The 24,211-nt window shown below is 64.9% G+C and carries 23 protein-coding genes, 1 tRNA gene and 1 riboswitch; of the genes, 14 read left to right on the top strand and 10 right to left on the bottom strand.

Features of this window, described 5'->3' with window-relative positions; all coding sequences use genetic code 11:
* Positions 1-8: 8 nt before the first annotated feature.
* The 4 genes from fliF to CE453_RS09060 all read right to left on the bottom strand — a co-directional run bounded on the left by fliF (position 9) and on the right by CE453_RS09060 (position 4,476).
* Positions 9-1,706, bottom strand: a complete 1,698-nt coding sequence (gene fliF / locus CE453_RS09075; protein ID WP_089174290.1) for a flagellar basal-body MS-ring/collar protein FliF — start codon at positions 1,704-1,706, stop codon at positions 9-11.
* Positions 1,707-1,905: 199 nt separating this feature from the next.
* Positions 1,906-2,181: a CtrA inhibitor SciP gene (sciP, locus tag CE453_RS09070; RefSeq protein ID WP_038359348.1), complete on the bottom strand. Its 276-nt coding sequence runs from the start codon at positions 2,179-2,181 to the stop codon at positions 1,906-1,908.
* Between the two features lie 105 nt (positions 2,182-2,286).
* Positions 2,287-2,955, bottom strand: coding sequence for a flagellar hook assembly protein FlgD (locus tag CE453_RS09065; protein ID WP_089174289.1), 669 nt, complete (start codon positions 2,953-2,955; stop codon positions 2,287-2,289).
* A 15-nt stretch (positions 2,956-2,970) separates the two neighbouring features.
* Complete coding sequence (locus tag CE453_RS09060) at positions 2,971-4,476, bottom strand: flagellar hook-length control protein FliK (protein ID WP_089174288.1); 1,506 nt, start codon at positions 4,474-4,476, stop codon at positions 2,971-2,973.
* Positions 4,477-4,701: 225 nt separating this feature from the next.
* Here CE453_RS09060 and mnmA point away from each other — a divergent pair, with 225 nt between their 5' ends.
* From mnmA to CE453_RS09045, 3 genes are all read left to right on the top strand, one after another.
* Positions 4,702-5,886: a tRNA 2-thiouridine(34) synthase MnmA gene (mnmA, locus tag CE453_RS09055; protein WP_089174287.1), complete on the top strand. Its 1,185-nt coding sequence runs from the start codon at positions 4,702-4,704 to the stop codon at positions 5,884-5,886.
* Between the two features lie 42 nt (positions 5,887-5,928).
* Positions 5,929-6,570 carry a class I SAM-dependent methyltransferase gene (locus CE453_RS09050; protein ID WP_089174286.1) on the top strand — a complete coding sequence of 214 codons (642 nt, stop codon included), beginning with the start codon at positions 5,929-5,931 and terminating at the stop codon, positions 6,568-6,570.
* 105 nt (positions 6,571-6,675) lie between these two features.
* Positions 6,676-6,752: transfer RNA gene (locus tag CE453_RS09045), tRNA-Met, on the top strand.
* 242 nt (positions 6,753-6,994) lie between these two features.
* Here the strand turns inward: CE453_RS09045 and trhA are convergent.
* Complete coding sequence (trhA, locus tag CE453_RS09040; protein WP_089174285.1) at positions 6,995-7,660, bottom strand: PAQR family membrane homeostasis protein TrhA; 666 nt, start codon at positions 7,658-7,660, stop codon at positions 6,995-6,997.
* Between the two features lie 349 nt (positions 7,661-8,009).
* On the opposite strand from trhA, the gene CE453_RS09035 reads away from it, so the two are divergent.
* The 4 genes from CE453_RS09035 (at position 8,010) to CE453_RS09020 (ending at position 11,332) form a co-directional block, all read left to right on the top strand.
* Positions 8,010-8,219 carry a cold-shock protein gene (locus tag CE453_RS09035; protein ID WP_089174284.1) on the top strand — a complete coding sequence of 70 codons (210 nt, stop codon included), beginning with the start codon at positions 8,010-8,012 and terminating at the stop codon, positions 8,217-8,219.
* 139 nt (positions 8,220-8,358) lie between these two features.
* Positions 8,359-8,622, top strand: coding sequence for a 30S ribosomal protein S21 (gene rpsU, locus CE453_RS09030; protein ID WP_089174283.1), 264 nt, complete (start codon positions 8,359-8,361; stop codon positions 8,620-8,622).
* Between the two features lie 421 nt (positions 8,623-9,043).
* Entirely contained in the window at positions 9,044-9,244 is a 201-nt protein-coding gene (locus tag CE453_RS09025) for a hypothetical protein (protein WP_089174282.1), read from the top strand.
* Between the two features lie 453 nt (positions 9,245-9,697).
* Complete coding sequence (locus tag CE453_RS09020) at positions 9,698-11,332, top strand: B12-binding domain-containing radical SAM protein (RefSeq protein ID WP_089174281.1); 1,635 nt, start codon at positions 9,698-9,700, stop codon at positions 11,330-11,332.
* A gap of 127 nt (positions 11,333-11,459) precedes the next feature.
* On the opposite strand, the gene CE453_RS09015 is transcribed toward CE453_RS09020, so the two are convergent.
* Positions 11,460-12,560: a YeiH family protein gene (locus CE453_RS09015; RefSeq protein WP_089174280.1), complete on the bottom strand. Its 1,101-nt coding sequence runs from the start codon at positions 12,558-12,560 to the stop codon at positions 11,460-11,462.
* A gap of 206 nt (positions 12,561-12,766) precedes the next feature.
* Positions 12,767-12,965: riboswitch (cobalamin riboswitch) on the top strand.
* Positions 12,966-13,086: 121 nt separating this feature from the next.
* On the opposite strand from CE453_RS09015, the gene CE453_RS09010 reads away from it, so the two are divergent.
* From CE453_RS09010 to CE453_RS08990, 5 genes are read left to right on the top strand one after another with little or no spacing between them, the layout of a single operon-like run.
* On the top strand, positions 13,087-15,033 hold the full coding sequence (locus CE453_RS09010) for a TonB-dependent receptor plug domain-containing protein (RefSeq protein WP_089174279.1): 1,947 nt from the start codon (positions 13,087-13,089) through the stop codon (positions 15,031-15,033).
* A complete protein-coding gene (locus CE453_RS09005; RefSeq protein ID WP_089174278.1) occupies positions 15,030-15,887 on the top strand; it encodes an ABC transporter substrate-binding protein in 858 nt (285 codons plus the stop codon). The genes CE453_RS09010 and CE453_RS09005 overlap by 4 nt, the downstream gene beginning before the upstream one ends.
* The gene (locus CE453_RS09000) at positions 15,884-16,894 is read left to right on the top strand and encodes a FecCD family ABC transporter permease (RefSeq protein WP_089174277.1); all 1,011 of its coding nucleotides are present in this window, start codon (positions 15,884-15,886) and stop codon (positions 16,892-16,894) included. Before CE453_RS09005 ends, CE453_RS09000 begins: the two co-directional genes overlap by 4 nt.
* Positions 16,891-17,670 (top strand): ABC transporter ATP-binding protein, encoded by a 780-nt coding sequence (locus tag CE453_RS08995; RefSeq protein ID WP_089174276.1) that lies wholly within the window; start codon positions 16,891-16,893, stop codon positions 17,668-17,670. Before CE453_RS09000 ends, CE453_RS08995 begins: the two co-directional genes overlap by 4 nt.
* A gap of 7 nt (positions 17,671-17,677) precedes the next feature.
* Positions 17,678-18,691 carry a DUF6925 family protein gene (locus CE453_RS08990; RefSeq protein WP_198302299.1) on the top strand — a complete coding sequence of 338 codons (1,014 nt, stop codon included), beginning with the start codon at positions 17,678-17,680 and terminating at the stop codon, positions 18,689-18,691.
* A gap of 10 nt (positions 18,692-18,701) precedes the next feature.
* Here CE453_RS08990 and CE453_RS08985 read toward each other — a convergent pair whose 3' ends face one another.
* Positions 18,702-19,013, bottom strand: coding sequence for a hypothetical protein (locus tag CE453_RS08985; protein WP_089174275.1), 312 nt, complete (start codon positions 19,011-19,013; stop codon positions 18,702-18,704).
* Positions 19,014-19,993: 980 nt separating this feature from the next.
* Between CE453_RS08985 and CE453_RS08980 the strand changes: the two genes are divergently transcribed.
* Both CE453_RS08980 and CE453_RS28500 read left to right on the top strand, forming a co-directional pair.
* Positions 19,994-20,317 carry a hypothetical protein gene (locus CE453_RS08980; RefSeq protein ID WP_089174274.1) on the top strand — a complete coding sequence of 108 codons (324 nt, stop codon included), beginning with the start codon at positions 19,994-19,996 and terminating at the stop codon, positions 20,315-20,317.
* A 548-nt stretch (positions 20,318-20,865) separates the two neighbouring features.
* Entirely contained in the window at positions 20,866-21,021 is a 156-nt protein-coding gene (locus tag CE453_RS28500) for a hypothetical protein (RefSeq protein ID WP_157732968.1), read from the top strand.
* 16 nt (positions 21,022-21,037) lie between these two features.
* Here CE453_RS28500 and CE453_RS08975 read toward each other — a convergent pair whose 3' ends face one another.
* The 3 genes from CE453_RS08975 to CE453_RS08965 form a co-directional block, all read right to left on the bottom strand.
* Positions 21,038-21,607: a transglutaminase-like cysteine peptidase gene (locus CE453_RS08975; protein ID WP_157732967.1), complete on the bottom strand. Its 570-nt coding sequence runs from the start codon at positions 21,605-21,607 to the stop codon at positions 21,038-21,040.
* A gap of 82 nt (positions 21,608-21,689) precedes the next feature.
* Positions 21,690-23,339 (bottom strand): phosphoglucomutase (alpha-D-glucose-1,6-bisphosphate-dependent), encoded by a 1,650-nt coding sequence (gene pgm / locus CE453_RS08970; RefSeq protein WP_089174272.1) that lies wholly within the window; start codon positions 23,337-23,339, stop codon positions 21,690-21,692.
* 167 nt (positions 23,340-23,506) lie between these two features.
* Positions 23,507-24,202, bottom strand: coding sequence for a thermonuclease family protein (locus CE453_RS08965; RefSeq protein ID WP_089174271.1), 696 nt, complete (start codon positions 24,200-24,202; stop codon positions 23,507-23,509).
* Between the last annotated feature and the right edge of the window lie 9 nt (positions 24,203-24,211).

Below are 24,211 nucleotides of genomic sequence, written 5' to 3'. Positions count from 1 at the left end.
GCGGCCCGTCACGCCGGTGCCTTCTCGTGGATCCAGCTGCGCAGCACCGCGACCGAGTCGGCCGGATTCTGCGAAACCAGCGCACCGATCTTCTCGACCGACTGCGCCTTGAGCTGGCCCTTGACCTGGGCGATGGCGAGCATGCGTTCGGACGGCATCTCGACCTCGGCCGACACGAGCTCACCATTCGGACCAACGGTCGCGACGGCGCGGCCCGGCGCGGCGGGATCGCCGGTAGGCTCGCCGTCCGGGCCGACCAGCGTCCCGTTGCGCATGAAGCTCGGAAGCGCCCGCGTGGTGACGCTGTTGTCGGAGGCCAGAACCTGCTTCAGCAACGGGCGCACGACCGTCATCAGCACGATCAGGGTGAGCAGCGAGATGACGCCAAGCTCGGCGAAGCGGACGAGATCCTCGCGGCTGAAGGACATCAGCTGCTGCATCAGCGTCTGCTCGGTCATGTCTCCCGGCGGCTGCGGCGCCTCGGCGAAGCGCAGATTGACGACCTCAACCTTGTCGCCACGGTTCTGGTCGAAGCCGACGGCGGTGCGCACCAATTCGCTGATCCGGTCGAGTTCCTCGTTGCCGCGCGGCTGGTAGGCGAGCTCACCATTCTGGCCCCGGCTGTAATTGCCGTCGAGCAGCACGGCGACCGAGAGCTTCTTGATGCGCCCGCCTTCCTGCAGCTCCGTGCGCGTCGTCTTCGAAATCTCGTAATTCACCACTTCCTCGTTCTTCGAGGAGGTGTCGCGCTGGTTCTGCTGCTGGCCTTGCGTCTGCTGCGCGCCGGGCAGCTCATTACCGACGGTGACGGTGCCGTTGCCGGCCTCGGCTGTCGCCGAGGCCTCGGTACGATTCTGGCTGGAGCGCACGACCCGGCTTTCCGGATCGAAGCTCTCCGACCGGCTCTCGACCCTGTTGGCGTCGAGCGTGGCCGAAACCTGTACCCGTGCCCTGCCGTAGCCGACTATGCCGGCGACGATGTCCTCGACCTGCGACTTGATCCGCTTCTCGATTGCGGTCTGGCGCTCGTCGAGACCGAGCCCGAGCATGCCCTGCTCGTCGCGGGCGCCATCGGCCAGCAGGCGGCCGCGCTCGTCGACGATCGAGACGCGCTCCGGCTTCAGCCCGTCCACGGCCGAAGCGACGAGATGACGAACCGCCCGGACCTGGGCGGCATCGAGATCGCCGGCAAGCTTGAGCGCGATCGAGGCGCGCGGCGGCTCGCGATCGCGCTCGAACAGGCGCCGCTCAGGAATGACAAGATGCACCCGCGCGGCCTGCACCCGGCTGATCGAGCGGATGGTGCGCGAGAGCTCGCCTTCCAGCGCGCGCAGGTGATTGATGTTCTGGACGAAGCTCGTCGAGGAAAAGGCGTCGCCCTTGTCGAAGATCTCGTAGCCGACGCCGCCGCCGGCCGGGATACCCTTGCCGGCGAGGTCGAGCCGCAGGCGCGGCACATCGTCCTTCGGCACCAGCACGGTCTGCCCGTCGCCGCGCAGCTCGTATTTGATGCCGCGGGCATCGAGATCCTTGAGGATCGCGCTGACATCCTGGCTCGAGAGGTCGGCGAACAGCACGCTCATCGCTGGCTGCGACATGCGGAACATCACGAAGCCGAAGAAGCCGACGAGCGTCAGCGTCACGGCCAGCATCGCGGCCAGCCGCGCCGCGCCGAATTTGGCAAACTGCTCGAAAAGCCCGTTCACGCCGCCATCCGTTCCACAAAGCCGCGGGCGGCGCCTGATTTGCGTCGCCCACTAGGCAAGTTTTTCCCGGTGCATGGTTAGCGGCTGGTTAATTTTTGCCCCACGGGTCGTTAATCATTGGATGCGTGGCGCCGGCGCATACGAAAAAGGCGCCGGTCCGGGGACCGACGCCTCAGAAGACGGAGAGGATGCCGCCGGCTTACTGGCGGTAGTGCTGGATGCGGGTGGTCCGCAGCCCCGCGAGCCCGTGCTGGTCGATCGACATCTGCCAGCTCAGGAATTCGTCGACCGTCAGGGTGTAACGCTGGCAGGCCTCCTCGAGGCTGAGCAGGCCGCCGCGAACCGCCGCGACGACCTCTGCCTTGCGCCGGATGACCCAGCGCCTTGTGTTCATCGGCGGGAGATCCGCGATCGTCAGCGGACTTCCGTCCGGTCCGATCACGTATTTTACCCGCGGTCGCAATGGCTCGGTCATGATACTCTCACACAACTCAACAGAGCTACTGGGGGTGAGCCTAGCCGTCCGGTTTTAAGATTTGCCTAAAACGATCGTGAGGATGTCCCTCTCTGATTCGGGGGGCTACTCGCCGCGCACCACGCTCTTCACCTTGTCGATCGGCACGCTGATGCCGCCGATCTTCAGAACCGGGATCGAGCTGGTGAAATCGACGCCGTCGACAAGGCCGCTGATCTGCATCTTCGCCGTGATCGCGTCGCCCGCTACGGTGCGGCCGTCGATGGTGATGGTGTATTCGCCATCGGGTGCCGTGGCGCCGGTCGAGGTCGAGCCGTCCCAGCTCAGCGTCTGGTCGCCGGCCGTGAGGCTACGCGTCATGGTCTGGACGACGCTGCCCTTCGAATCCTTGATGGTGACGGTCGCGGTGCCGGCCGCCGACGCGTTGACCTTCCAGGCGGCAGCACCGTTCGTCAGGCGCGTCGTCGCCCCGTCGGCCGTGATCGTCGAACCGATGAAGCCGACGGCGTTCGTCGCGGTGCCGGCCGCGCTGAGGCTCAGCAGGGAGCTCAGCGTGTCGTTGGTCTTGAGCTGCTGCTCGACGCCGGCGAACTGCACCAGCTGCTCGGTGAACTGATTGGTGTCGAGCGGGTCGAGTGGGGACTGGTTCTTGAGCTGCGTCGTCAGCAGCAGCAGGAACTGGTCGAAATTGCCGGCGATCGTGCTCGAGCTGCTCGAGGAGCTGCCCGAGGTGGTCGAGGTGCCGGAGGATCCATTCACGCCTGAAACGGCCATGCTGCCTGTCCTCGCTCAGATGCTGAGGTCGACGCCGCCCAGTCGCACGAGGCGACGCTGCGGCACGGGATTGGTCTGAAGAACGGCGTCGTCGCCCGTTTCGGCAAGCGAAGGCTGGCGCGGACGCTGCGGCGCCTCCTCATGCTGGCGCTGCTGCCGAAAGGCGGATTGGTCAGACGGATCGCGCAGGCTGATATCGACGCCGCTATCCGAAGGCTTGAGGCCCGCCTGCTCGAAAGCGCGCTCCAGCGTGCGCGCGTCGCGCTGCAACAGATGCAGCGTCTCGACACGATCGACCACGAGGCGGGCACTGACCTCGCCCTTGTCGGAAATGGAGAGATTGACGTCGACGCGACCGAGCTCGTCGGGGTCGAGCCGGATGTCGAACTGCTTCGAGCCGGAGAGCGCGCGCAGCCCGATCTCGATAGGCAGGACATGCAGCGGTGTCGGCGGGAGCCCGGTTTGTCCCTGCCCGGGCGAAGGCGCCTGGTTTGCTGCCGCCGTTGCCTGATCGAGCGGAGACAGAAGCCTGGCGGAGTCGGCCCCACCGACCGCCTGCTGCACCAGCGCCCCGAGATCGATCGGCGCCAGGGCCTGTTGCACGACGACCTCGGCCGGCTTCGCCTCCCCGGGCGTGGCAGAGGCGCCCTGCCCGGAAGAAATGCCCGGCGCGGCATCCGTCTTCATGGAAGAGACCGTCGCGTCGGCAGCCGTGTCGAGAGTGGTGCCCTTGTGTGCCTGCGCAGTGGTCGGCGAATGCTCGCCGGTGATCGTGGTCGGTGTCGCTGCCGGCGCGGAACCGTCAGCAGGCTTGCCCACAGAGGTCCCGGCCTGCTCGGTGTGACCGGCGCGCGCCGCAAGCGCGGAAGCCGCCAGTATCTGGCCCTTCGATGCCTGTCCCGGTGGAATGGCGCCGCCCTCTGCGACGGCATCCTCACCCGGATTCTTGCCGCCAGCAGAAGCCGCGACAGGCAAGGCAAGCGACAGTGCTCCCGCAATCTGTTGCCCGGTCGTTTTCTGATCCGGCGAGACCGCAAGGGCGGCCACCTCGCCCGAAATCTTGTCAGCGACCGCCGTGTCGGTACCCTCGGCCCTGTCTGCGGAAGCCTCGCCAGCCTTTTTCCCGTCGGTCCCCTTCTGCCCGGGCTTGCCCTTCGCCCCCGCCTCGTCGGTCGTATCGCCCGCGGGCGAGGCTGCCTGCTCCTGCGCAGCAGCGAGGAGTTCCGCCAGCGTATCGACGAACGAACCGGCTGGCGCAGGCGATGTCTGCGATCGTGCCGTCGTCACCGGCTTGTCCTGACCGGCGGCTTTCACCGCAGCGGCGGTGGCTGGCTGCCGGGGCGCCGAAGCGGGCTTCCCGTCGCGGGTTGCGTCTTGCCCACCGTCTTGAGCCGTGGTCGCCTCCTGCTTTGGCAGGGAAAAGCCCTTGCCGTCTCCGGTCGCGCCGGTTTCGCCGGAGCGACGGCGTGGTCCCGACGACTCCTTGGCAGGCGAGGTGTTGAACACGGTTTCGACAGGCATGAACGGTTCCGCAATGCGGGCAAAGAGCACCCGCCTGCGGCGAGCAAGTTGCGCGCCAGAGACAGCTACCTATATTTCAACGGCTTAGCCTGCCAGATGGAGCGTCTGTCACGGCAGAATCCGCCTTCGACCGGCAGGATTTGCCGATCCCGCTGGCCGCAGGCGGGCAAAACCGATATAGAACCGCCGACCTGCGCGAAACGCGCTCCTGAACGCCGATCCTCGATGAACGCACCCCTCAACTCCCTCGATATCGCCAAGCCGCCCGCGGCCACGCGCGTCGTCGCGGCGATGTCGGGCGGCGTCGATTCCTCGGTCGTGGCGGCGCTCCTCAAGCGTGAGGGCTACGAGGTCATCGGCGTCACGCTGCAGCTCTACGACCATGGCGCAGCTGTTCACCGTGCCGGGGCCTGCTGCGCCGGGCAGGATATCCACGATGCCCGCCGGGTCGCCGAGACCATCGGCATCCCGCACTACGTGCTCGACTACGAGAGCCGCTTCCGCAACGCAGTGATCGAGCGCTTCGCCGAGAGCTATCTCGCGGGCGAGACGCCGATCCCGTGCGTCGAGTGCAACCGGACCGTGAAGTTCCGTGACCTGCTCGACCTTGCCAGGGAGCTGGGCGCCGATGCGCTGGCGACCGGCCATTACGTCGTCAGCCACGACCTCGGCAACGGTCATCGCGGCCTGTTCCGCGCCGCCGACATGAATCGCGACCAGAGCTATTTCCTCTATGCCACCACGCAGGAGCAGCTCGACCTGCTGCGCTTCCCGCTGGGTGGCATCGACAAGGCGCAGACCCGCGCGCTCGCCGCCGAGCTCGGCCTCGCCATCGCCGACAAGCCCGACAGCCAGGATATCTGCTTCGTGCCCAATGGCCGCTATGCCGACGTCATCGAGCGGCTGAAGCCCGGTGCTGCCCGCCCCGGCGAGATCGTCCATCTCGACGGGCGCGTGCTCGGCCATCATGACGGCGTGCTGCATTACACCGTCGGCCAGCGCAAGGGCCTCGGCATCAGCGCGGCCGAGCCGCTCTATGTGCTCAGGCTCGATGCCGACACCGCCCGCGTCATCGTCGGCCCGCGCGAGGCGCTGAGCGTGCGCGAGATCCGCCTGCGCGATCTCAATTGGCTCGGCCGGGCGCCGCTCGACGCGCTTCCGGAGGAAGGCCTCGACGTCGCCGTGCGCGTCCGCTCGACCCGCGCGCCGCGCGAGGCCCGGCTCTTCCGCGACGCGGACGGCTTGCGCATCGAGCTCGCCATCGACGAGGAAGGTGTCTCGCCCGGCCAGGCTTGCGTCATCTACACCGACGCCGGCCCCGGCGCGCAGGTGCTCGGCGGGGGCACCATCCTGCGCCGGCCGCTCGCCTTGCCAGCCTCCCCCTCCCCGGCGGCGCTCGCGCTGTCCTGACCGCCCGGTCATCTCCTTCATCTTGCCTGTTCGGAACCGTCGATGCCGGTGACAGATCACCTCGAGACCCAGAAGCGCGCCTATGCCACCTGGGCGAAGTTCTACGACAAGGTCTATCAGCACATGTTGTCCCGGCCGCAGCGCGAGGCCGTAACGGCCGCCTGCGCCTGCGGGCCCGACATTCTGGAGATCGGCGTCGGAACCGGCCTGACGCTGCCCTATTTCACACCGGAGAGCCGCGTCGTCGGCGCCGACCTCTCGCTCGATATGCTCAAGGTCGCCAACCGCAAGGTCGCGGGTGGCGGGCTCACTCATGTCCGGGGACTGACCGTAATGGATGCTTGCCGGCTCGGCTTCGCAGCGGAGCGGTTCGATGCGGTGACGGCGCAATTCGTCATCACGCTGGTGCCCGATCCCGAACAGGCTCTCGCCGAGATGGACCGGGTGCTGAAGCCGGGCGGCGAGATCATCATCTCCAGCCGCCTGGTCGACGATGGCGGCCCGCTCGCGCTGTTCTGGGCTGCCGTTGCGCCACTGGCGCGGGCGATCGGCTGGAGCAGTGACTTCAAGGTCAGCCGCCTGACCGCCTGGGCGGCCCGGACCGGACGCTATGACACGGTTCATGTCGGCCGCGGCTATTTCAAGGTGGTGCGGCTGCGTAAGCGCGCTTCTCCTCCGGCTTGAGGCAGCTTGTGCGGGAAATCTGTCCGCAAGGCTTGACGAGGTCCGGCCCCGCCCCCTATATCGCGCCCCTGTGACGGGTCGCTGACGGCGACAGCCGGAACATGTGGCGGGGTAGCTCAGCTGGTTAGAGCAGCGGAATCATAATCCGCGTGTCGGGGGTTCAAGTCCCTCTCCCGCTACCATTCTTATAGCCCTGATACCGGGGGCTACTGTTTGGCTGAGAATGGCCTCTAGACACCCCTCACCTCAATTGCCGTAGGCGCGCACGGGCCATTAACCGCGACGATCACGCCGGATGAACGCATGGAACGCACGGCGGGTCTCATCGGCAGGGGGCAGGTCGCTGTCCGGCGCGCAGCCATTATTCCAGCAACCGCCGCATCCGCAATCGTCGCGGAGAGCGCGTTGGCGGCCATGTTTGAACTCATGCAGCTGGGGAGATGTGGAGATACGCTCTGAAAACCGCCCCGTAAAAGCAGCCGGAGGCCACAAGCACGAAACCGTGCCAAATCGCGTTCTGGAAGGGCAGGCTTTCCCAAACGTGGAAGACGACGCCAATCGAGTAGAGTACGCCGCCGACCAGCATCAGCCACAGCGCCGTCGTCGGCAGCGTTGTAATGCTATCCCATAGGACGACGCCGCTCCAGCCGAGCAGCAGATAAAGCAGGATCGACATTCGATCGAGGCGGCCGGGCAGCGCAACCTTGAGTGCGACCCCAACTGCAGACGTGATCCAGATGAGTGCGAGCAGTACCTGCGCCAAGAGGCTTTCGCTGAGCTTCACGAGGAAGGGCGTATAGGTCCCAGCGATCAAGATATAGATCGCAGAGTGGTCAAGACGCCTGATCAGCCATTTCCTCGGCGAAATCGGCCACATGTTGTAGGCCGCCGAGATAATCAACGCCGTGAGCAGCGTTGCGCCGTAGATGGAGACAGGGAGCAAGTCTACGATCGGTGCGGTTGCAAAAACATAGGCGATGAGAACCGCGACAGCTCCGACACCGAGCACAATGCCGATGACATGGACCACGCCGTCAGCCCACAGTTCGGCGCGGCTGAAATGGAAACGCCCCAGTGACGGCAGATTCATCTCATCAAATCCGGTTTAACGGGCATCGAACCTCGCCGGAATGCTAGCCGATCTTTCGGTGCTCGGCGATCAGGGCAACCTCCGGAATTGGCTCCGATCGCTGGCGACGCAATATCTCCTGCCAAGCTGCGGTTTGACAATTTAGTCATCAGCCGCATTTCCAAAAATATTAGGCGATATCGACCACCGTTTGACAACGGCCTTGTTAAGTCCCATGTTAGAAAAATCGATCTAGGCCGAACGAATTGGCCCCGCGCTTTATTCGCGCACTGCTGACGAACTTCCTGCTCAAATCGAAACATGCGCTGCATCCGTGGCGCGTGAATGGTCGCTTTTACAGGAGGTCAGCATGGCCAGCGGCACAGTTAAATGGTTCAACACCGACAAGGGGTTTGGCTTCATTCAGCCGGAAGGCGGCGGCCAGGATGCCTTCGTCCATATCAGCGCCGTAGAGCGTGCCGGTTTGCGCACGCTGCAGGAAGGCCAGAAGGTCTCCTACGAGCTGGTGCAGGACAAGCGCTCCGGGAAGGTCTCTGCGGACAATTTGCAGGTCGAGTGAGCCAAGACGCCGTCCGGCGCGACAATCGTCATATGCAGCGACCGCGGATGTACCGGCGCCTGCTCGATTGAACGACGGATGGTTGCGAAGGGTCGGGGTTTAGCCCGGCCCTTTTTGTTTTCATTGAAGGGAAATCCGCATGCAGGTTCTGGTTCGCGACAACAACGTCGATCAAGCGCTCCGTGTTCTCAAAAAGAAACTGCAGCGCGAAGGCGTTTTTCGCGAGATGAAGGCGCGTCGCTCCTATGAGAAGCCTTCCGAACGGCGAAACCGCGAAAAGGCGGAAGCCATTCGTCGTGCCCGAAAGGCGGCGCGCAAGCAGGCTCAGCGCGAAGGGCTGCTGCCGGCACCGAAGCGTGCGGAGCGCCCCGCACGCCCGGCCAGACCGGTGCAAGCTCAATAAGTCGAGGATTTGCAGCGGCGCGTCAGCAAGGGGGTTTAGATGTCGGGTTCGAGGCTGTCTCCAGAAGAAACCCAACTGCGTGCTCAGAGCAGGGCGACGCTTGCTGCACAACGCCGTGCAGAAGCGGAAACCGTGCTGGAGGCGTTACGCCTCGAGCAAACCGCCGTCCGCGAGCGAACGGCGCGCTTGCGCGCCCTGCGTCTGGCGAAGGAAGCGGCGGATGCAGAAGCCGTCGCCGCTTCCCAGGCGCTCACGAAGAGCAAGTCCCGGGGGAAACGAACTTCTCCCTAGCCCTATACAGGAGGTGGCCATGGATACGACGGTACGGCCGAACCTATCCAATAAATAGGGTGTCACCGACCTGTTAGAGCGCCCAGTCTGCTCGATCGTTAGAGACCCGGAGGATCAGTTCCGGATCGTCATGACGGCGGACGAACTCTCTCAGATGCGCGATGTACGACGCGGCCCCTTCGCTGCGGTCGAAGGCGCGATGGCTGCCATTGAAATAAACTTGCATGTCCCTGCAGATACGGCGCAGCCGTCGCGCCTGCTGATTATTTCCCCGAGCGCGGATCGTGAGCTGAGAAGAATCCTGAGCTGCGCAATCGGCCGCGCGACCTGATCCATCCGCTGATCGCTGTAAACGTGCGCATGTCGCAGGCTCGGAGCGAAGTCCTCAACCGCGCGAAATCAGGGACTCCTTGAGCCACCTCAACTCGATGCAATCGGCTGAGGTCGATTGCGCTCTCCCCCGACGGCATCCACTCGTTCATCCTCCAAGTTTTGTGGCCCACTGCCATTCTTGGAGCTGATACAGCGACGTTGAGCATTTCCCGGATCAGGTAAGATCCTGTCAGGAAAAGAGAAACTTCTCACCGGACTCCCGGCACGCGCCTTGCTGCCTACTCATGTCGTCGGATGATCGTTTCCCGTTCGCCGTTCCATCAAACGGCGGGGAGCGGTTGCGATGCCGGGCCGGAATTGCCCGAGGCCGTTCCATTCACGGCGGGAAGGTCATGGGGCCAGGTGTGTCTCGCGGCCCCGCACAGCTCACAAAGCGAACAGGGAAGACGAGATGTCGACGGATCGCTGCCGGGTGCTGATGATTTACCCTCGGTTCAACCCGGGATCCTTCTGGAATTACAAGGCGACCTGCGAGCTGGCCGGAGCGCGCCACCCTGCTGCCCCGCTCGGATTGATCACCGTCGCTGCGATGCTTCCCGAGACGTGGGAGATCCGGCTCGTCGATCTGAATGCGGAGGAGGTCGGCGAAGCCGATCTTGCTTGGGCGGACCTCGTCATGACCGGTGGCATGCTGCCGCAGCAGGAGGGTACGCTCGCGGTCGTCGCCCGATGCCGCTCCCTGGGAAAACCCGTCGTGGTCGGCGGCCCCGATGCAACCTCGACGCCCGATATCTACGCCGCTGCGGATTTCCTGGTGCTGGGCGAGGCTGAAGAGATCATGGACGGCTTCGTCCAGGCCTGGACAACAGGTGCGCGGAGCGGCGTCTTTCGCTCCGAAATGGGCAAGACCGATGTCACCAAAAGCCCGACGCCGCGCTTCGATCTCCTGAAGTTCGCACACTACCTGCATATCGGCGTGCAATTCTCGCGCGGCTGCCCGTTCAACTGCGAGTTCTGCGACATCATCGAACTCTACGGGCGGGTGCCGCGCACCAAGACGAATGCGCAGATCATCCGGGAACTGGAGACCCTGCACGCCCTCGGCTATCGCGGCCATGTCGACTTCGTCGACGACAACCTGATCGGCAACAAGAAGGCGCTGAAGCAATTCCTGCCCGTCCTGACGAGCTGGATTCGCGACAGGAACTATCCTTTCGAATTCTCGACGGAAGCCTCGATCAATCTCTCCGACGATGCCGCCCTGATGCAGGCGATGAGCGAAGCCAATTTCTTCACGATCTTCGTCGGGATCGAAAGCCCCGACACCGACACGCTGATCTCGACGCAGAAAAAGCAGAACACGCGCCGCAGCCTCCAGGAAAGTGTCCACCGCATCTACCGCGCCGGCCTTTTCGTGAATGCCGGCTTCATACTGGGCTTCGACAGCGAGAAGGGGAGTGTCGCGCGGGGCATGATCGACTGCATCGAGGACACGGCGATCCCGGTCTGCATGGTCGGCCTGCTCTACGCTTTGCCCAACACCCAGTTGACCCGCCGCCTGGCGCGCGAGGGTCGCCTGGGCCTTCCCGATGAAGCCGCCTATACGGCGGAAGCGGGCGATCAATGCACCGCGGGCCTCAATTTCATCACCAGCCGCCCGCGCCGCTCCATCCTCACGGATTACGAGGAGGTGCTCGAGGCGGTTTATGCGCCGCGCTCCTTCTTCGGCCGCGTGCGGCGCGTCGGGCGCATGCTGGACTGCAGCAATCGACGCCTGGAACTGCCCAGCTCGATGGAATGGCAGGAACTCAAATCGTCCTGGCGCCTGATCTGGCGCATGACGACCGCAAAGGGAGGCGTGCGCTACGAGTTCTGGAAGACCGTGATCGACTGCGCCGTGCACAACCGGCGCGCGCTGCCCTATGTGATGATGATGGTCGCGCTCTATCTCCATCTCGGGCCGTTTTCCCGCAACGTGATCGAGCAGGTGCAGCGGCAGATCGACCATCTGGCGAAAGCCTCACCCGGCTCCCCGAAAACCTCCGATCTGCGTTCTGCCCACGGCCATCTCGAAGTCGTGGGGTAGCACGGGAATCCGGTTCGAACGGTTTGGCCGAGTCGAACTCCGGAGAGACGGCGCGCCGAAGATGTTCTCCCTGGCGCACCCTTCTGCGATGTTGCTGCGACGGTGGTCGCCGCGACAACAGGCCCGGTCAGCTGATGCCGAGAACGTAGATGAGACCAAGGCTGACCGCCGCGAGCGCGATAAGCGAGAGCGTAACCGCAGCGGTGACGCGGCCGCCAGCCCTCGCGACAACCCGGATATCGACCCCGAGCCCCAGGGCAGCCATCGAGATGATGGTCAGGATGGTCGCCACTTGGGCGATCGGCGCGAGCGCAACCTCCGGAATGGCTCCGACCGAGCGCAGCGCTGCCATCGCCAGGAAGGCGAGAATGAACCAGGGAACGAGACGATGCAGGGCAATGCGGGCGCGGGCAGGCTTCTGCGATGCGGCGCCGTCCGCGTCGTCCCGCAAACCACTGCCGAAGAGTGAGAGAGCGAGGACGACCGGGCCAAGCATCAGCACGCGGACGAGCTTGACCAGGGTACCCATCTGAACGCTGAGCGCGGCAACCGGCACCGTAGCGGCTAGCACCTGCGGCACAGCATAGACCGTGAGGCCGGCAAGCACGCCATACTGCAGATCGGACAGGTGCAGCAGAGGCACCAGCAACGGTAGGCCCAGCACGACCAGAACGCCGAGAACCGCAGTAAAGGCGATGGAAGCGGCCACGTCGGCGCCATTCGCCCCGATCACCGGAGCCACCGCTGCGATCGCCGAGTTGCCGCAGATCGAGTTGCCGCAGGCAACCAATACCGCCATGCGCGGTGTCAGGCCGAGGATGCGGCCCAGGCCGTAGCTGGTACCGATCGCCACTGCGACGACCCCTGCGATGCCGAACAGCAGCCCAGGTCCCGCAGCCACGATCGTCGCGGCGCTGAGGGAGGCGCCGAGCAGCACAACGGCGATCTCCAGAACGGTCTTGGCCGAGAAGGCGATACCGGCCCGCCACTTCTCGGATGGCGTCCAGAAGCTGCGTACGACGGTTCCCAGCAGAATCGCCAGCACCAGCGCCTCGAGCCAGGCGCGGCCGGCAAGCTGGGCTTCGAAATGCTCGAGCACGAGCGCCACAACGCTGACGAGGAGGCAAAGCGCGAAGCCCGGCAGGATGCTCCGGGCGTATTCCCATGGCGAGCGCTTGCCCGAATGAGCGAGGCTGACGGGCGCGGGATTGGACTGGACATCGGCCATGAGGAGAACCTTCTTTATGCAGCCGTTATCGGAGATAAAAATACTCCAATCAAACGCATTGATGAGAATGTTCCAATCGATTGGATCGAACGATCAAAATCGCCCGGAACCTATCTCCGCAGGTTGCTCTTTCACCCGGCGCAACGGCCTGCGTGACGCCCCAGTCGACGACCAGCCTGCCCCGATTGACCACGCCATCTTTTCGCCCTAGGCGTAAACGCGACGGTTCCCTCACGGGATCAAAAGGGAACGCGGTGCGGGTGGCTTGCCTCCCCATGCCGCGGCTGCCCCCGCAACTGTAAGCGGCGAGCCTTTCGCCAAACGCCACTGGGGCCTCGGACCTGGGAAGGCGGCGAAGGGCACCGACCCGCGAGCCAGGAGACCTGCCGTCAGCCGTGGTCACACGCGAACACGTTCGGACGGGGTGTACCGATCGCTGATTCGACTGTTTGCCGCCGATCGCGCGGCCGATGGGAGATCGCGTTCGCGGTGACGTGCCACTGACGTCAACGCCCGAGGTCTCCACGTGATCCGCTTCCACCAGGCCGCTGAACGCGGCCGCTTCTTCCTGTTTTCGGTTTCGTTCTTCGGCTTGGCCGGCGCGGCCCTCGCCCAGCCCCAGCCCGCTGCCCCAGGCACTATCGCCCTCGACGAGCTCGTCGTCAGCGCAACCGGCAAGCCCACGCCGGCGCGAGAGGTCGCAAGCTCCGTCACCGTCGTCACAGCGCAGCAGATCGAGCAGCGGCAGCGCCGGACTTTGCCGCAGGCGCTGGCCGCCATCCCCGGCCTCAACATCGTCCAGATCGGCGGCCCCGGCGGCCAGACCTCCGTGTTCATGCGCGGCACCAACTCCAACCACGTCAAGGTGTTGATCGACGGCATCGAGGCGAATGACCCGTCGACGCCCAACCGCTCCTTCGACTTCGGTTCGATGCTGACGGACGATATCGAGCGCATCGAGGTGCTGCGTGGCCCACAAAGCGGCCTCTATGGCGCCAATGCGATCGGCGGCGTCATTGCGATCACCACCAAGCGCGGCGACGGTCCACCGAAGGTCACTGCCCGCACCGAGGCCGGCTCGCATGGCACCTTCAACCAGGCGGTTGGCTTCAGCGGCGGAAACGACCGCTTCGACTACGCCTTCAACGTCAGTCATTTCCGCTCGGATTCGACGGATACCGTGCCCTCCCAGCTGATCCCGCCCGGCCAGCGCGTCCGGCCGAACGCCTATGACGGATACAGCTATTCGGCCCGGCTCGGCTTTGCGCTCACGGATACGCTGAAGGTCAACTGGCTCGGCCGCTACGCCGATGGCAAGCTCCTGTCGGCTTACGATGCAGGTTTCCCGAGCAGGCCGACACCCTATCGCTCGAGCCAGAACTACGCACAGGCCATGACCCGCGGCGAGGTGGTCTGGGACCCGTTCGCCGGGCGCTTCGTCAACCGCTTCGGCATCTCCTACACCAATCAGGATCGCTTCAGCCGCACGCCGAACGTCTTCGGCGTGCTGGGCCGGCCAACCGAATATCTCGGCGAGCGCACCAAGCTCGACTGGCGCGGCGACCTCGAAATCGCCAAGGGCCACAACCTTGTCATGGGCCTGCAATATGAGCGCGAGCGCCTGGAGACGACGAGCTTGACGGCCTCCAACGGCAACAAGGCCGCCTTCCTGGAGTATCAAGGCAATATCCAGGATCGCTTCTTCCTTGCCGCCAATATCCGCCGCGACGACGATGACAGCTATGGCGGGCATACGACCTACCGGATCGCGCCCGCCCTCATCGTCCCGGGTACGGAGACCAAGCTGAAGGCGAGCTACGGCACCGGCTTCAAGGCTCCGACGCTGAACGAGCTCTTCGTCGACTACCGTCCGGGCTATAACTTCCACGGCAATCCGAATCTGAAGCCGGAAGAAAGCCGCGGTTGGGATATCGGCTTCGAGCAGCCGCTCTTCGATCGGAAACTGCAATTCGGCGCGACCTGGTTTCAGAACGATATCGACAACCTGATCGTCACCAACGCCACCTTCGATTCCTACGCCAATGTCGGCAAGGCTCGTTCCAAGGGGGTCGAGGCTTTCGCGGCACTCGAAATTTCGCCGGAGTTCCGCATCCGCGCCGATTACAGCTTCACCCTTGCCAAGGACGAAATCACCCGGCAGGAACTCCTACGTCGGCCCCGCCACAAGGCGAGCGCCACCGCGACATGGACACCGATGGAGAAGCTCACCCTCTCGGCGACGCTGATCTATGTCGGCCCCTGGGTCGACGGAAATCGCGACTTCTCGGTCTCGCGCCTCAAGGCCAGGGGCGCGACGCTGGTCTATCTCGCCGCTGAATACAAGGCGACCGACAAGGTCACGGTCTTCGGCCGGATCGACAATCTCTTCGACAAGCGTTGGGAGAATCCGGTCGGCTTCCTCGCGCCCGGCTTCGGTGCCTTTGGCGGCGTCCGGGTGGCGTTCGGCGGATGACGCTTCTCCGCGCCAAGCGTCTGCTGGATTGCTCGGTCTACGCCGCGCTGCTTGCCGGCGCCCTGGCCTGGGGGCCGCCGGCAGCCGCCAAGCCGGCGCGGATCGTCTCGCTCAACCTATGCACGGACGAACTCGTCCTGCGCCTGGCTGATCGCGACCACATTGCCTCCGTCACCTGGCTGTCGCGCGATCCGCGCAACGCCAATATGGCCGAGGCGGCGCGGGCCGTCGGCGTCAATCATGGCCTCGCCGAGGAAGTGCTGGCCGCTCGCCCCGATCTCGTCATCGCCGGCACCTACACCACCCGCTCGACGGTCGCCCTCCTCAAACGTGCCGGCCTGCCGGTGCATGAGTTCGGCGTGCCCGGCAACCTTGCCGAGATGCGCAGCCAGATCACGGAAATGGCGGCCCTGCTCGGCGAGGAGGAGCGTGGCGCCCGGCTCGTCGCCGAGATCGATGAGCGCCTCGCGGCGATCGCAGCACGCCGCACTGCAACGCATCCCCGCACCCTCGTGCTTCGTCCCAACGGCTTCACGGTCGGGCGTGGCTCGCTGGTCGACGAGATCCTGACGACGGCAGGCCTCGACAATATCGCCGCTGATCTCGGCATCGAGAGCTACGGCCAGATCGCGTTGGAAACCGTCGCGCTGAGCAAGGCTCAGATCCTGATCCTGAACGATACGCCGGGCGGCTCCCCCTCCCTCGCCGACGAGGTGCTGCACCACCCGCTGATCGCGAAGCTCGGAACCCGGTTGAAGCTCGTCCCCCTGCCCTCGCGGCTCTGGACGTGCGCCGGCCCCAGCGTGCTCGACGCCATCGCCCTGCTCGCCGACGCCATGAAGGACAGCCGATGAGGACCGTCCTTCGTCCACCGCCATTGCCGCGGTTGATCGCGCTGCTCGCATTGGCAACGCTTGCCGTCTTCGTTCTCTCGATCGCCATCGGCTACGCCCCGCTCGATCTGGGCACTGCGTTTGGCGACCTGTTGGCGGGACGGCAGACCTTGCCGGCGCTCGTGCTCTGGGAATTGCGCCTGCCCCGCGCCCTGCTCGGCGCGCTCGTCGGCTTCAGTCTCGGATTGTCGGGCGCGGCGCTGCAGGGATTGCTGCGCAATCCGCTGGCCGAGCCCGGTGTCATCGGTATCTCCAGCGCAGCCGCCTTCGGCGCGGTGCTGGCGTTTTACAGCGGGCTTTCCGCCAGTCTCGCCCTCGCCCTGCCACTCGGCGGCATTGCCGGAGCCATCCTGGCGACGCTGCTGCTCTTCATCCTGCTCGGCCGCGGCGCCGGCACCACGACCCTGATCCTGGCCGGTGTCGCGCTCAACAGCTTCGCGGGCGCCGCAACCTCGCTGGCGTTGAACCTCGCACCCAACCCCTACGCTGCCCTGGAGATCGTCTTCTGGCTGATGGGCTCGCTGGCCGACCGCAGCCTGAACCATGTTCTGCTCGCCCTACCCCTGATGCTGATCGGCTGGGGGCTGCTGCTCTCGACGGCTCCCGCGCTCGATGCGCTGACGCTCGGCGAGGACACTGCCGCCAGCCTCGGCGTCGATCTGACCTGGCTGCGCGCCCGGTTGATCGGGGGCACCGCACTCGCGGTCGGCAGTGCCGTCGCAGTCACCGGCGCGATCGGCTTCGTCGGCCTCGTCGTGCCGCATCTGCTGCGCCCCTTGGTGGCGAACCGGCCGGGCCGCCTGCTGCTGGTCAGCGGCTTCGGCGGTGCCATTCTCGTCCTGCTCGCCGACACGGCGCTGCGGCTCGCACCGATCCGCCCCGAGCTCAAGCTCGGCGTGGTGACGGCGCTGATCGGCGCTCCCTTCCTGTTCAGCCTCGTCGACCGCATGCGGCGGGAGGCCCGATGACCATCGAAGCGCGCGCGATCGCCGTCACGCTCGGCGGCAAACCCATCCTGCAGGCCGTCGATCTCGACCTGCGGCCCGGCGAGGTCCTCGGCCTCATCGGCCCCAACGGCGCCGGCAAGACCACTCTGCTGCGCGTTCTCGCCGGCCTCCTCGCCCCGACGAGCGGCACTCTCCGCTATGATGGCGACGACCCTGCCGCACTTGGCCGGCAGGCACTCGCCCGGCGCGTCGCCTACCTCGCACAAGGAGGCGATACCGCCTGGCCACTCTCGGTCGAGGCCGTCATCGGCTTGGGCCGCCTGCCACATCGGCGCCCCTTCGCCGGGCCATCCAAGGCTGATGTGACCGCGATCGACCGGGCACTGGAGGCCTGCGATGCGGAACGCTTCCGCGACCGAACCGTGGACACGCTTTCCGGCGGCGAACGGCGGCGCGTCCTGCTGGCGCGCGCGCTTGCGGTCGAAGCTCCCTATCTGCTCGCCGACGAGCCGCTCGCAGGCCTCGACCCGCTGCACCAGCTTGAGGTGATGGAGTTGCTGCGCCAAACCGCGCGGGGCGGCGCCGCGGTCGTCGTCGTGCTGCACGATCTGACGCTGGCGGCGCGCTTTTGCGATCGGCTGGTGCTGCTCGACCGGGGCCGACGGGTTGCTGAAGGCGCACCGGCAGAGGTCCTCGACGAAGAGCGGCTCGCCACGGTCTTCGGCGTCACCGCCTTGCGCGGCAGCCATGACGGCGAGCCCCTGCTCCTGCCCTGGCGGGCACATTCCTCGGGATGAGACCAGAATGAGCGACAGCGAAACGATCCGCGCCGTCCTGCGCGAGCACATTCACGACCCGTCGAGCCAATGGAATCTCGGCACGTTCGGCGCCATCGCCGAATTCATGCGTGATCCCGGAGAACCGGTCGTGATCGTCGACGAGCCCGGGCGCCTCTCGGCGACGACCGACCGCGGCGGCATTGGTTTCGGCCGGCTCGAAAAGGCCCGCCTCTTCGCCTCGGAAACCGCCGTCGGCACGAGCTGGAGCCACCGCATCGCCATCTGCCTTCCCGGGGAAGATGGCACCATGAACTGCCGCCAAGTCCTGACCGAACTCGGCCCGGACGCAGGGGCGCTGCGTTCGGAAGACGCCGGGAGCATTCTCTTCGACATGGGCCTTGGCGCCTTGCAGGCCGACATATGCATCCGGACGAAGGATCCGGAGCTGGTCGGGCTGCTGCGGAGCCAGGCCGGACGCTCCCTGTTCGAGCCGGGCAATCCGGCGATGGCGGCCATCGTCGTGGCCGGGCCCCACCGCGTCTTCCTCTCCCGGATCGGCCGCTGCGAAGTCTATCAGCCGATCCCGCCGGCCGATGGAAAGAGCCCGGAAGGTCCTCACACCCATGTCCTGCCGCAATTGCTGCGCGCCGGCCGCACCCACGCCGCGACCGAACCGGTCCCCGCCGGCCTCGTGCCTTGCGCGCATCTCGTCCCGGCCCATCCCGCCAAGGACGCCATGGGTCGCTCCCGCCCCTTCGACCGTCCTGCCCATGAGCGCTTCGCGAACCTTCTCGACCGTTTCGGCGACCCTGATCTGTCGGCAATCAAGCGCGCGCTTCGGAACGCGGTCGCAACGGAGACCGACCCGCTGGACTTTCCCATGCCGCAGACGCGGTTCGGCCGCCACGCCTTGCGGGTCGCGGTCAGGCAGCTCGCGGCGATGAGTTCAGGAGCGACAGCGCCGAAGGGATGGTCATCTCTCCTGGACCCACGCGACCAGGCGGAAGAAGACGCGGCGAACGCCCCCTACGAGCACTGACCGGCCCTCGTCAGTGAAGCTGGCCGCTTCCCCTTCCATCGGCCTTCGGCGCGCTGTCCTCAGAGGCAGCATCCACGCTGGCGGGAGCCGGCGAGCGGCCGGAGCGGCGGTGCCAAAGATAGGTTCCGAGCAGGTAGCCCGCGTGAAAGGCCAGCAGATAGCCGACCAGGATCAGGAAGCTCAGGAAACTGAGCTCGCCGGTCACCAGCCAGACTGCGACGATGACGATCGTGAGCAGAATCGGGATCGCGATGGAGAGGATCGGAACTGCGATCCTTCCCAGGACAATTCCCAAGCCGAACAAAAACAGGGCCGCGATCATGGCAGATCGATGCGCCCATCCAAGCGAGCGGTCCCAGACCTTTCCGGGCGCGCGCGTCTACGCCATGCGATCATCGAATTCTTCGGAGCAGCGAATTGCAGCTTTCTTCCAACAGCCATCCGGCAGAGTTACGACGATTACAGAAGGAACGGCAATTCACGACTGTGGAAGATCTTTAAAATTTAAATATGATTCTTCGCTCAAATTGCCGGATAAAATTTAAGAATTTGGATGAAACTAATCCTCCCCGCATGCGGAGAATATGAAAACTGAGCTGTAAGGTCCGGGAAGGCCCGCGGCCGCAGGCGCACGACACCGCTCCATCTCGCGTGCTGCGGCGGTTCTCATCGCGAGACCACCCGGTCGGGTCCACGCCCCTTCGGAACGAAGGGCAGACTTTTCAACAATGCTTGGAGCCGAGATGATTTGTTACGATTCAACTTTGAGCTATAGTTCAATATGGGAAATGCGGGAGGGGGTTCATGATAATCCTGGCTGCAACGGTGTGGTTATTTTGCACCGCAATATTTCTCGAACTTGCCGATCGGGCGCCTACTCTTGAATATTGAGACTTCACTACAGCGCCAATTACGAATCGGATTCCATTGAAATTAAATTTGAACGATAGATATAAATTTATAATTTAGTACCGTCCCTATGATATAAAAACCAACAAATAGACAAAAAATAACGATAGAAAATGGTTTTCATTTTATCAGAAAAGTAAAAATACTTTCTCACCATAGCTAGACAGAGCAAAAAACTGCTCGGATTGCGCGCTCCTTGAGAAAATTTCGAGCGAACACCCGGGCACAACCGGCCGCAGATTACCGACGCGGCAAGCCATCCATCGGCGGCGCCCGCAACAGAAACGCCTCCGAAAATGACGCCGTTGTGCTCCGCACAATCGTCTCCGCGACAGGCTGAACAGCTGGCCTGATTCGGCCGTCTCGGCTAAGCAAGGCCGGGGAGACAGGTCGATGGGGTGGGCTGCCGTCTTGCTTGGTTTCGTCGTGACGGTCGCGTCGGCGCGAGCGAGCGAACCGGCCCTGTCCTTCATGCGCGGGATGTGGCACGGCGAGGGGCTGATGCTTTTCCTCGACACCGAGCACATGCAGGCCAACACCTCGGCAGACAAACCCTTCCAGCGGGAACCTCTCGTCATTCGGAACATCGCCGATCGAATGGTGGTCTTCGATATCGGCGCCCGCCGATATATCGGCCTGTTCAAGGGCAATGAGCTGCAGCTCAGCGGCGGTGAGGGCGACAAGGTCGTCCGGCTGCGCCGCGTGGCAAGGCCGTAAGCCCGCGTTGGGCGTTTACGAAACATCCACATTGCAGTTGACGCAAAGTCATGACGAGGGATCATGGGCCCCGATGAGGCCTTTGACATGACTGCTCTCCGACCATCAGCATCTCGCCATTCGGCGTACCGTTCTCGCGGTCGCCGAGGAGCAACCGCTCTCGATCAGAAGCGGATCGACGTTCGCGACCATGCTCGTCTCGTTGTCCTGAGTACCGGCGTGTTCAGGAACGGGTCATCTACGATACCCCTTCATGCGACCCCCGCAGCATTTTCGAGCGAAATCAACGTCGGCTCGGAAGTTTGAGGAGATCGCAATGGGACGGGACGGCTTCCAGTGCCACGTCTGCGGATCGGCGAGTGTCTCGCTCCCCGGTCGGCTTGACCCGGACAGCGAAGTGACCTGCACGAAATGCGGGCGCGTCCTTTCATCGTGGGATGAATACAAGCGGAAGATCGGCTCTGTGTTGCGCGAGACTGCGCCGGGACGGCGCCCGACCATATCCGACCCGCTTGACTGGTAAGTCCGTATCGTTTCGAGCCCAGACTATGACTGATCGCACAGGCCCCTCCTCCAGCGAGCGTCCGGATAGGCTCGGGACCAAAATCGGGGCTGCCGTCTACCTGGCCTTGATCGGCATCGTCATGACGGTCTGGATCGCCTTTCTCGGCTGGCTGCTCTGGCGCTTCATCCTGGGTTTCTGACTAAAATTTTCGCCGTTCAGACTTCGGTCCGGACAGGCTCCGCCACGGGCGACATCATTTCCCAGATGTTCGGATCCGCCCCGGACTGGCGCGCCAGCCACATATAGTTCGCCTGTGCGCGCGGCAGCACGTTCCCGGTCAGGTTGTCGAGCACCAGATCGCCGCGATCGGAGCGGACGATCAGCAGAAGATGCCCCTCCCCTTCCCGCGTGCGGGCGGTCGCAATGAGGAGCGCGGAAGCCGGAAAACCGCGCGCCATCAACTCATGCCGCTTGGTGACGACGTAGTCGTTGCAGTTTCCGGTCGCAGGATTGATCCGCCAGGCGGCGGTGCGGGTCACCGGCGATATCCGCCGATTGACCTCGGTATTGACCTGCTCGATCGCCTGTCGGGTCTCGGAGGTCAGCGCGACGACCGCATTGGGGCGCCCACTTTGACACTCGGAGCGGTAATCCATGCAGAAGCGCACGAAATCCAGCGGCGCGAGCGTCCGCGGGAGCTCGCTTTCCTGCGTGGTCACGCAGCCGCTCAGGCACAGGGCAACCGACAGAAGGAGCGCCGGTTTCAGGCAGCCGGTCCGGATCATGACGCCTGCAGCATGCCGACCAATTGTGACTATTGATCGAGCGACCGCAGGCACATGTGCCAGGTTTTCTGGAAAAGACCGATCAAGCCGCAGCGAAGGCTGCGCCGACGATCTGCCGCGCCTCATCCTGGATGCGGGCCAGATGAGCTTCGTCGCGGAAGCTCTCGGCATAGATCTTGTAGACCTCTTCCGTGCCGGAGGGGCGCGCCGCGAACCAGCCATCAGCGCTCGTCACCTTGAGACCGCCGATCGGCGCACCATTGCCCGGCGCGTCGCTCAGGATCGCGGTGATCGGCTCGCCCGCCAGTTCCTTCGTCCTGATCTGGCTGGGCGAAAGGTTCTTGAGCACCGCCTTCTGCGCCGCCGTCGCCGGGGCGTCGACACGGGCATAGCAAGGCTTGCCGAGCTCGGCCGTCAGCTTGTCGTAGAGCACGCCCGGGTCGGAGCCCGTCCTGGCGGTGATCTCGGCGGCCAGCAGGCCGAGGATGATCCCGTCCTTGTCGGTGGTCCAGACCGAGCCGTCCTTGCGCAGGAAGGAGGCTCCGGCGCTTTCCTCTCCGGCGAAGCCGAATTCGCCCGAGATCAGCCCGTCGACGAACCATTTGAAGCCCACCGGCACCTCGACCAGCCTGCGACCGAGCTTGGCCGCGACCCTGTCGATGATCGCACTCGAGACCACCGTCTTGCCGATGGCGGCATCCCGGCGCCAGCCGGGACGGTTCGCAAACAGATAGGCGCTCGCGGCGGCGAGGTAGTGGTTCGGGTTCATCAGCCCGCTGCTGCGCGTGACGATGCCGTGCCGATCGGCGTCGGTATCATTGGCGAAGGCGACGTCGAACCTGTCGCGCATGCCGATGAGGCTCGCCATGGCGTAGGGCGACGAGCAGTCCATCCGGATCTTGCCGTCCCAATCAGCCGTCATGAAGCCGAAGGCCGGGTCGAGGTCCTTGCTGACGATGGTCGCCTTCAGCCCGTAGCGATCGATGATCGGCTGATAATAGTCGAGCCCGGCACCGCCGAGCGGGTCGATGCCGATCGAGACGCCCGCGCGTGCGATCGCCTCCATGTCGACGACGTTCCCCAGATCCGCGACGTAGCCGCTGATGTAGTCGTGTCGGCGAATATGCTCGCTCTTCAGCGCCCTGTCGTAGGGGATGCGAGCGACACCGGCGAGCTTGTCGGCGAGGAAGGCGTTGGCCTTCTTCTCGATCCAGCCCGTGGCGTCGGTATCGGCCGGGCCACCATGGGGCGGATTGTACTTCAGCCCGCCATCGGCCGGCGGATTATGCGAAGGCGAGATGACCACCCCGTCCGCCTTTCCGGACGCGCGGCCGCGATTATAGGTCAGGATGGCGTGCGAAATGACGGGCGTCGGCGTGAAGCCGAGTTTCTCGTCGATCATCGTGGTCACGCCATTAGCCGCGAAGACTTCCAGAACCGTCTCGAAGGCGTTGCGCGAAAGCGCATGCGTGTCGATGCCGAGAAAGAGCGGTCCGTCGATCCCCTGCTCGCGGCGATAGAGGCAGATCGCCTGGGCGACTGCGAGGATATGCGCTTCGTTGAAGGATTTGGCGAAGGCGGAGCCGCGATGCCCCGAGGTGCCGAAGGCCACCTGCTGCGAGCGCTGCGTCGGATCTGGCTGGTCGAAATAGGCTTTGGTCAGAGCCGCGACATCGACAAGCATGGAGGGTTCGAGCCGTTTTCCGGCGTGCGGACTCACTGAATCAGTCATGAAGGGTCTCGGTTGAAGGCCAGCCTGCGACGCCCCGTTATAGACGGCGCTGGCGAAGTGTCGCGACCGAAAAAGGCTGGAGCGCGGCAGATTTCCGGGCCAGGCCGTTCGCGACTTCCACGATCCGGGAGCGCAGCCGGCTGGCGTGGCCGCATCGATGCGCGAACCTACTGGCTCGGCGGGCTGATCGTCCAGCCCCCGCGCCAGAGCCCCGCCTGCCTTCCCTGGGCCGCGCCGGCTTCGGCGCCATAGAGATCCTGCCCATCCGCGTTGGGGCGTGCCCATCCCTGGGCGACTAGGAGCCTCGCCAGATCGCCGGCCTGGCGACCATCCGGACCGAACATCGTGCATGAAGCGGAGAGAGCCTCGGCGGACAACGTCTTGCGCGGCTGGCACTGCAGCACCTGCCCCGCAACTGCATTGTGCAAGGCGGCGCGTGCCTGCAGGCCACAGGACCAGCGCCTCCCGCCGCCGTCGAGGCAGACATCCTCGTCTTTCGGCCCTTCGACACCAAAGAGCTGCACGACCTCGTTCCCGCGCCTGAAACGCGTCCCGTCAAGCGAATGCAGCGGGAGCGGAAGCGTGAAGGCCGGCAGGCTTGCGAGATCGTTGCCGGCGACAGCCTGCGCTTCCGCGGCAACGGCCGCCTCCATGCGCGCGTCGATCTTGGTGTCGCCGGCATCGACAGGCCGCGTCTCGGGCAGGGATACGCGCGCGTCGGGCTCCGGTGCGGCCCCGTCTCGCCCCGCGAGCAGCAGCAGCATTCCGACCGCGACAGCGATCAGACCCACGAGGACAAGCAGCGTCAGGTTCCGCCGGCGCAGCCAGCGTCGCATACGGAACAGCAGGACCAGAATCCTCATGCCGCTGCA

This window comes from Bosea sp. AS-1 (assembly GCF_002220095.1).
In the GTDB taxonomy this organism is placed as follows: Bacteria; Pseudomonadota; Alphaproteobacteria; order Rhizobiales; family Beijerinckiaceae; genus Allobosea.
The sequence above is the reverse complement of the archived record's forward strand: the minus strand, read 5'-3'. Positions and strand labels throughout refer to the sequence as shown.